Genomic DNA, 6,552 nt, shown 5'->3' on the forward strand with positions numbered 1-6,552 from the left:
ATGTTCATAGAAAAACGCCCCAGGCCATCGAGACCCAGGGCGGTGAAGATATCAAAGACCCGTTTTCCGGTAAATCGCAATGCGGCTCCGCTTAAGTGAACAGCATTGCGGCAACTGCCGGGCGTTTTTCTTTGTGCAGAAGGGCGACGTACCCCTCATTACATGGCGGCGGCGCGCGCCTGATTCAGCCAGTCGTTCACCAGTGCCTCGTGGCCCTTGAGCCAGGCGTCGGCATGACGCTCCACGTCCGCCGGCTTGTTCTGCCCCTTGTTCATCAGGCCGTTCTGCACGTTGATGTCATTCAGCGGCAGCTTGACGATGGAGAAGAGCCTGGCGGCGGCCGGATTGGCCTCGGCAAACCGCTTGTTAGCAACGATGTGCATGGTGTTCACCGCAAAGCCGTAGTTCTTGCCGTTCGGCAAGCGGGTCTTGGCCGCATCCGGGGCGTCGGCGGGGACTTCCAGCCACACCACATCCTTGCCCGGCACCAGTTCGCTGCTGAGCCAGTAGGGGGTCCAGGTGTAATAGAGCACCGGCTTGCCGGCCTGGTAGCGAGCCAGGGTATCGGCGATCAGCGCCGCGTAGTTGCCCTGCTTGTGGGCCACCGTGGGGGTCAGACCAAAGGCGTCGAGGTGATGGTTGATCGCCCCCTCGCAGCCCCAGCCGGGGTTGCAACCGATGAGGTCGGCCTTGCCGTCGCCATCCCCGTCAAACAGCGCCGCCACCTCGGGATCCTTGAGCTGGCCCAGGTTGGTGATGCCGTATTGGGTCGCGGTCTTCTTGTCGATGAGGTACCCCTGGGCGGCACCGGCCACATAGGTGCCCTCACGGAAGAACACCTTGTCGCCCCCCGCCTGCTCGTACTTGTTGTCCTGCAGCGGCACCCAGTTGAACGCGAGGAAGGTGCCGTCTCCCTGGGCCACCGAGGCATAAGCCACGTTGTAGTCCACCTCCTGGGCGGGCTGGACATCGTAACCCAGACGCGCCATCAGCTTGCTCACCAGCAGGCTCTGGAAGGCCTCTTCCGGCAAGGAGCTCTGCAGGGGCTGAACGCGAACCCCCTCCCCCGGCAACTCGGCGCTGGCCATGGCGAGCGGGCTCAGCAGTTGGGTACTCAGCAGCAATGTGCCCAGGGTCAATCCTTTGGTGGTCTGTCTCATGCGTTTACTCCTTTGTAATCGATTTTCTTGTCACGACCGGCCAGGCGCAGCAGCAGGGCGGCGGGGCCGTGCTGATACCAGCGGCCGGTACGGGTGCGATCCGGTTGCCCCATCGCCTGGGTGAGGCGGTCGAGCACGATGGCCAGCAGCACGATGCCGAGGCCGCCGATGGAGGCGAGCCCCATGTCGAGCCGGCCGATGCCGCGCAGCACCATCTGGCCGAGGCCCCCCACCGCGATCATGGAGGCGATCACCACCATGGAGAGCGCCAGCATCAGGGTCTGGTTGACCCCGGCCATGATGGTGGGCATGGCGAGTGGCAGCTGTACCTTGAACAGCAACTGGGAGGGGCTGGCACCGAACGAGTGGGCCGCCTCCACCAGATCCGTGGGCACCTGGCGAATGCCCAGCATGGTGAGCCGGATCATGGGCGGCAGGGCGAAGATGACGGTCACCACCACCCCGGGCACGTTGCCGATGCCAAACAGCATCACGATGGGGATGAGGTAGACGAATGCCGGGGTGGTCTGCATGGCATCCAGCAGCGGCCGGGTCCAGGTGGAGAGCCGCTCGCTGCGGGCCAGCAGGATGCCGGTGGGCAACCCCAGCAGCACGCAGAAGAACAGCGAGGTCAGCACCAGGGACAGGGTCACCATGGCATCGGACCAGGCCCCGATGAGCCCGATCCCCACAAGAGATACGAGCGTGCCGAGCGCCATGCGGCCGTTCACCAGTTGCCAGGCAAGCAGGGCCAGGAGCCCCATCATCAGGGTGGAGGGCACCGTCTGCAGCAGATGGGTCATGGCGTTCAGGGTCAGCTCCACCGGTGCGCGGATCAGCTGGAACAGCGGCCGCAGGTTCTCCACCAGCCAACCGATGCCCCCTTCCACCCAGGTATCCAGCGGCACCAGCGCCTGCTGGAAAGGATCCAGCCAGTCGATGGCGGTTGTGGTGTCGGCGGCTTCGATCTGGTTCTGCCAGTCGGTGGCCTGGGTGTCGGTACTGCCCCAGGGATCGGACACCTCGGTGGACGCAGGCGCGCTCCAGGGGTCTGCCGCCACCTCATCGGCCCGCAGGGAAGGGCTCGCCAGCAGCACCAGGGCCAGCAGCCCGCTCAGCAAGAAATGGGGATTCATCAGCTTCATGCCGGGGTACTCCTGTCCAGGGTATTGAGCAGATTGGCCTTGGAGATGAGGCCGAGGTAAGTGCCATCCTCCTCGACCACGGGCACCTGACAGGGGGCGGCCGCCACCTGGCTGATCAGTTCATTGAGGGCTGTGTCCGCCAGAATGGCCTGGATGTCCGCCAGCAACGCCTGCTCCAGGCTGCCTTTGGCCCTGACCGCCTGACCGAGCGACTCCACCGAGACGACCCCGAGGAAGCGGCGGCTGCGATCCACCACGTAGCCGAACTCCCGCTCAAGCTCCTTGAGCTGGCGCAGGGCGTTGCCCGGCCCGTCGGTGGTGTGTTTCTTGATGAGGGGCACCTGCTTGCGGCTGGCCACATCGCGGGCGCTGAACACATGGGCCAGATCCACCCCGCGAAAGAAGGCGCGCACATAGTCGTTGGCGGGCTGGTTCAGGATCTCGTCCGGGGTGCCCACTTGCACCAGCTGGCCATCCTGCATGATGGCGATGCGATCGCCGATGCGCATCGCCTCGTCCAGATCGTGGGAGATAAAGACGATGGTGCGCTGCTGGCTGGCCTGCAGCTTGAGCAGCTCATCCTGCATCTCGGTGCGGATCAGGGGATCCAGCGCGGAGAAAGCTTCGTCCATCAGCAGGATGTCAGGGTCATTGGCAAGGGCCCGGGCCAGCCCGACCCGCTGCTTCATGCCGCCGGAGAGGGCATCCGGATAAGCCTCTATCCACTGCCCCAGCCCCACCTGATGGAGCGCCTGACGGGCACTCTGCTGGCGCTCCGCCAGCGGTACACCGGCCAGCTCCAGCCCGAAGGCGGTATTTTCCAGCACACTCAGGTGCGGCATCAGGGCGAAGGACTGGAATACCATGCTGATCTTCTTGCGGCGCACCCGGCGCAGTTCGCGCTCCGAGATGGCGGCGATGTCCTCGCCATCGATCAGCACCTGGCCGCGGGTCGGCTCGATCAGCCGGTTGAAAAGACGCACCAGGGTGGATTTGCCCGAACCGGAGAGGCCCATCACCACGAAGATCTCCCCTTCGTTGATGGCCAGATTGACATCCTGGACCCCCAGGGTCTGTCCGGTCTTTTTCAGGATACTGGCGCGATCATGCCCTTTCGCCAGCAGTTTGAACGCTTTATCCGGCTGATCGCCGAAGATTTTGTAGAGGGATTTGACCTCGAGTTTGACTGTCATATTGTCCTTTTTTCTTGGCCGACGCCTTGCCTGGCAAACCGTCGAACGTGAGCCAATTACTTTCAACACTAAGCAATCTCACACCCAAACAAAAGAACCAATTGAAGCCAATCTAGAAAACTTGAATTTAACTCATTGATTTTTATTAGTTATTTTTATTCATAAAAAACCATTAAATCACGATAAAAACGCCTATAACAGACAGGGCCGCCACAGTATCGATGCACTTACAGCATATTTCATTAATGATTAAAAGGCGTTAGCAGCAGGCTAAAAGAGAGGGTGGGGAGGATGACCCCCATCGGAGCGATAAATGGCCATTTAATTACATTACTAATCATTTTGATGCCGCGCACTCGGTATTGCTTCAGGCACCTTCAGCCATGCCGGTTCAACCCCCTTCTCTTTGCAGCAACAGGGCACAAAAAAGCCCCCGGCTGTCGCAAGGGGCTCTTCATGGCATCAGAGGGCTCAGCGCCGCTGCCAGGTCTCGAAACAGTAGGGGTGGGGATTCTTCTCGTCAGGCTGATGGGACTCGCGCTCGATGCAGGACCAGTCGCCCTCGTCAAAGGCCGGGAAGCGGGTATCCCCCTCCACCGCCAGATCGATGCGGGTCAGATAGAGCCTGTCGGCCCGTGGCAGCAGCTGGCCGTAGAGATGCCCCCCCCCGATCACCATCAGCTCCGCGACGTCACTATCCGCCAGCAGGGCCAGTGCGGCCTCCACCGAGTCGATAACCTCCACGCCGTCGGCCCGGTAGTCGGGGTTGCGGCTGATCACCAGATTGCGGCGCCCGGGCAGCGGTCGTCCGATGGACTCGAAGGTCTTGCGCCCCATCAACACCGGCTTGCCCAGGGTCACCCGCTTGAAGTGGGCCAGATCCGCCGGCAGATGCCAGGGCATCTGGTTGTCCAGGCCGATCACCCTGTCCTGGGCCATGGCGGCAATCATGGAAATCATCATGGGGTCAACCTCTCGCACCGTCGTCAGATAATGGGGCGGTTACGGTACACGACCAGAGACGGAATCGCCAAACCGAAACTCAGGGCCCCCACGATAAACAGCGCCTTGAGGCCGTTCTCCACTGCGCTCTGAAGCAGCTCCATGGTCACTCCGGAGATATTGAGCTCCACGATGGCGATCATGGTCTTGAACGCATAGCTGCCCGGGATCATGGGGATGATGGAGGCGACGCTGAACACCGGGCGCGGTGCCAGCAGGCGGCGCGACCAGTAGACACAGACAAAGCCGACCGTGGTCGCCGCTGCCAGGGTGGCCCACTCGATGGGCATGCTATAGTGGATGAGCAGGGTACGCAGGCTGTGGGCCAACGCGCCCCCCATGGCGCAATATTTGAGCATCCGTGGCGGCACGTTGAACAGCATGGCAAAGCCCACCGCCGGAATGGCCGACCAAAAGGCATCCTTGGCCAGCAGCCAGAGCAGTTCCATCATACCTTCCACCCCCAGATACCGGTCACCGACATGGCGAGAATGATCCCTATGGCTGCGCTGATGGTCAGCAGTGTCGCCGTGCCCCAGCGGGCCAGCCCCATGTTGAAGTAACCCTTCACCATGTCGGAGACCGCATTGATGAGCGGGAACCCCGGCACCAGCAGCAACACGCTGGCGGCCATAGCGAGATAGGGTTGTTCGCCCCAGCCGAAGAAAGTGGTGCTGGAGGCGAGCAGGGTGGCGATAAACCCGGTGGCGGCAAAGTTGATGAGGGCGCTGTGGTGATGGCGGGCAATGAGCTGGCGTACCCGCATGGCTACCGATGCCGAGCAGCAGGTCACCAGGAAGATGGGCCAGTCACCGCCAAACAGCAGGCTGAAGGCACCGCAGGAGAGCCCCACCATGGGCACCACCAGCCAGGGGTGATAGTGGAACGGCGTGATGGCCTCGAGGCGCTGACGTACCTCGCGCGCGCCGATAAGCGACTTCTCCGTCATGATGCAGATGCGCTGGATTTCGCACACCACCTGCATGTTGATGCCGTGCTCCCGCACCCGGCGGGTGGTGGTGACGCAACTGCCCTGGTAGAGACTGGTGAGGACGATGGCGCTGGAAGAGATGGCCATCTCGACGCTCTCCAGCCCGAGCGCCATGCCGAGCCGGACCGTGGTCTGCTCGATGATGCGGCTCTCCGCCCCAAACTGGGCCAGCATCTGGCCCGCCTTGACGATGATCCGGGTGATCTCCGTCTGCTGCTCTCGCGACAGCACCCTTCCTGGTGTGATGCTTCTCATGATCCCTTTGAGTCATAGCAAGATGAAATGTGTCTGGATATTACCCCAAAATAAATACACCTTCATCCATCTCTATCGGACTGCGGGCACTGGTCACTATTATTCAGCCGCCCGGGGAATATTTGCAGCAAATAAAAAACAATTCACCCAACTTGCTTAACAACTTGTTTGAGAAGGGGTGAAACAAATTAATAAATACCCTGTTTTTTTATATCTTGAACAGGGCCGTGAATTATTTCCGTTTCAGATAACTGGAAAACGCTATCACATTATCCGGCAGCGGGGGCTCTGCCATTTCCTGACAAGATTCGTTCTGCAGATCCAGAATGTGCTGGCGCATGGCGTAGACGGAGTCATGCATCATGTTGGCTATCCGGATGCAGCTGTCGAGGTTGTTTCTTGCCAGGCGGCGCTGACAGTCGATGCGAAATTGCAGACCTCGCAACCGACGTTGCCGCTCTGGCCCCACCTGGGCGATCAGGGTCTCTATCTGCTGGTGCAGCAGCGCGTCGAGTCGCTCCGGCTCGGCCAGCGCCCAGTACTTCAGGGTATCGAAATCAGGCAGCTCCATATACCCTCCTGGCCGGACCTCGCCCATGGAATGGAACGACGCCGGGCACATCACTATTTCACTGTCCCTAGGGAAGGTTATATAGGATGGTGGCGATTTTGGGTCATTCACCGCCGAGCCACAGGCTGTCTCTTGATCAGATCTTGATCCCCTGCGCCATCAGATCCTTGGCGGCAAGAAAGCCATCCAGTTTACTTTGCAGGGCTTCCCAACCTTCCCAGAGGGCGCCCCAGCT

General features: G+C 61.1%; 7 protein-coding genes. All 7 read right to left on the minus strand.

Annotated features, from left to right (window positions below):
- Positions 1-158: 158 nt before the first annotated feature.
- Complete coding sequence (gene proX, locus PG883_RS22170; protein ID WP_210600875.1) at positions 159-1,160, minus strand: glycine betaine/L-proline ABC transporter substrate-binding protein ProX; 1,002 nt, start codon at positions 1,158-1,160, stop codon at positions 159-161.
- Positions 1,157-2,305, minus strand: coding sequence for a glycine betaine/L-proline ABC transporter permease ProW (gene proW / locus PG883_RS22175; RefSeq protein ID WP_042014434.1), 1,149 nt, complete (start codon positions 2,303-2,305; stop codon positions 1,157-1,159). Before proW ends, proX begins: the two co-directional genes overlap by 4 nt.
- Complete coding sequence (gene proV / locus PG883_RS22180; RefSeq protein ID WP_270808220.1) at positions 2,302-3,498, minus strand: glycine betaine/L-proline ABC transporter ATP-binding protein ProV; 1,197 nt, start codon at positions 3,496-3,498, stop codon at positions 2,302-2,304. The genes proW and proV overlap by 4 nt, the downstream gene beginning before the upstream one ends.
- Positions 3,499-3,969: 471 nt before the next feature.
- Complete coding sequence (gene folA / locus PG883_RS22185) at positions 3,970-4,461, minus strand: type 3 dihydrofolate reductase (RefSeq protein WP_128272949.1); 492 nt, start codon at positions 4,459-4,461, stop codon at positions 3,970-3,972.
- A gap of 23 nt (positions 4,462-4,484) precedes the next feature.
- Complete coding sequence (locus PG883_RS22190; protein WP_270808222.1) at positions 4,485-4,952, minus strand: threonine/serine exporter family protein; 468 nt, start codon at positions 4,950-4,952, stop codon at positions 4,485-4,487.
- A complete protein-coding gene (locus PG883_RS22195; protein WP_270808224.1) occupies positions 4,949-5,746 on the minus strand; it encodes a threonine/serine ThrE exporter family protein in 798 nt (265 codons plus the stop codon). Before PG883_RS22195 ends, PG883_RS22190 begins: the two co-directional genes overlap by 4 nt.
- A 232-nt stretch (positions 5,747-5,978) precedes the next feature.
- Entirely contained in the window at positions 5,979-6,317 is a 339-nt protein-coding gene (locus PG883_RS22200) for a DUF3135 domain-containing protein (protein WP_010675440.1), read from the minus strand.
- Positions 6,318-6,552: the final 235 nt, after the last annotated feature.

This window comes from Aeromonas sp. QDB25, from assembly GCF_027707725.1.
GTDB classification, from domain to species: domain Bacteria; phylum Pseudomonadota; class Gammaproteobacteria; order Enterobacterales; family Aeromonadaceae; genus Aeromonas; species Aeromonas caviae.

What these genes read in the sequence shown, in the direction of transcription:
- PG883_RS22200 (WP_010675440.1), bottom strand. Translation starts at nt 6,317, where the DNA reads ATGGAGCTGCCTGATTTCGATACCCTGAAGTACTGGGCGCTGGCCGAG.
- proW (WP_042014434.1), bottom strand. Translation starts at nt 2,305, where the DNA reads ATGAAGCTGATGAATCCCCATTTCTTGCTGAGCGGGCTGCTGGCCCTG.
- proV (WP_270808220.1), bottom strand. Translation starts at nt 3,498, where the DNA reads ATGACAGTCAAACTCGAGGTCAAATCCCTCTACAAAATCTTCGGCGAT.
- proX (WP_210600875.1), bottom strand. Translation starts at nt 1,160, where the DNA reads ATGAGACAGACCACCAAAGGATTGACCCTGGGCACATTGCTGCTGAGT.
- PG883_RS22195 (WP_270808224.1), bottom strand. Translation starts at nt 5,746, where the DNA reads ATGAGAAGCATCACACCAGGAAGGGTGCTGTCGCGAGAGCAGCAGACG.
- folA (WP_128272949.1), bottom strand. Translation starts at nt 4,461, where the DNA reads ATGATGATTTCCATGATTGCCGCCATGGCCCAGGACAGGGTGATCGGC.
- PG883_RS22190 (WP_270808222.1), bottom strand. Translation starts at nt 4,952, where the DNA reads ATGATGGAACTGCTCTGGCTGCTGGCCAAGGATGCCTTTTGGTCGGCC.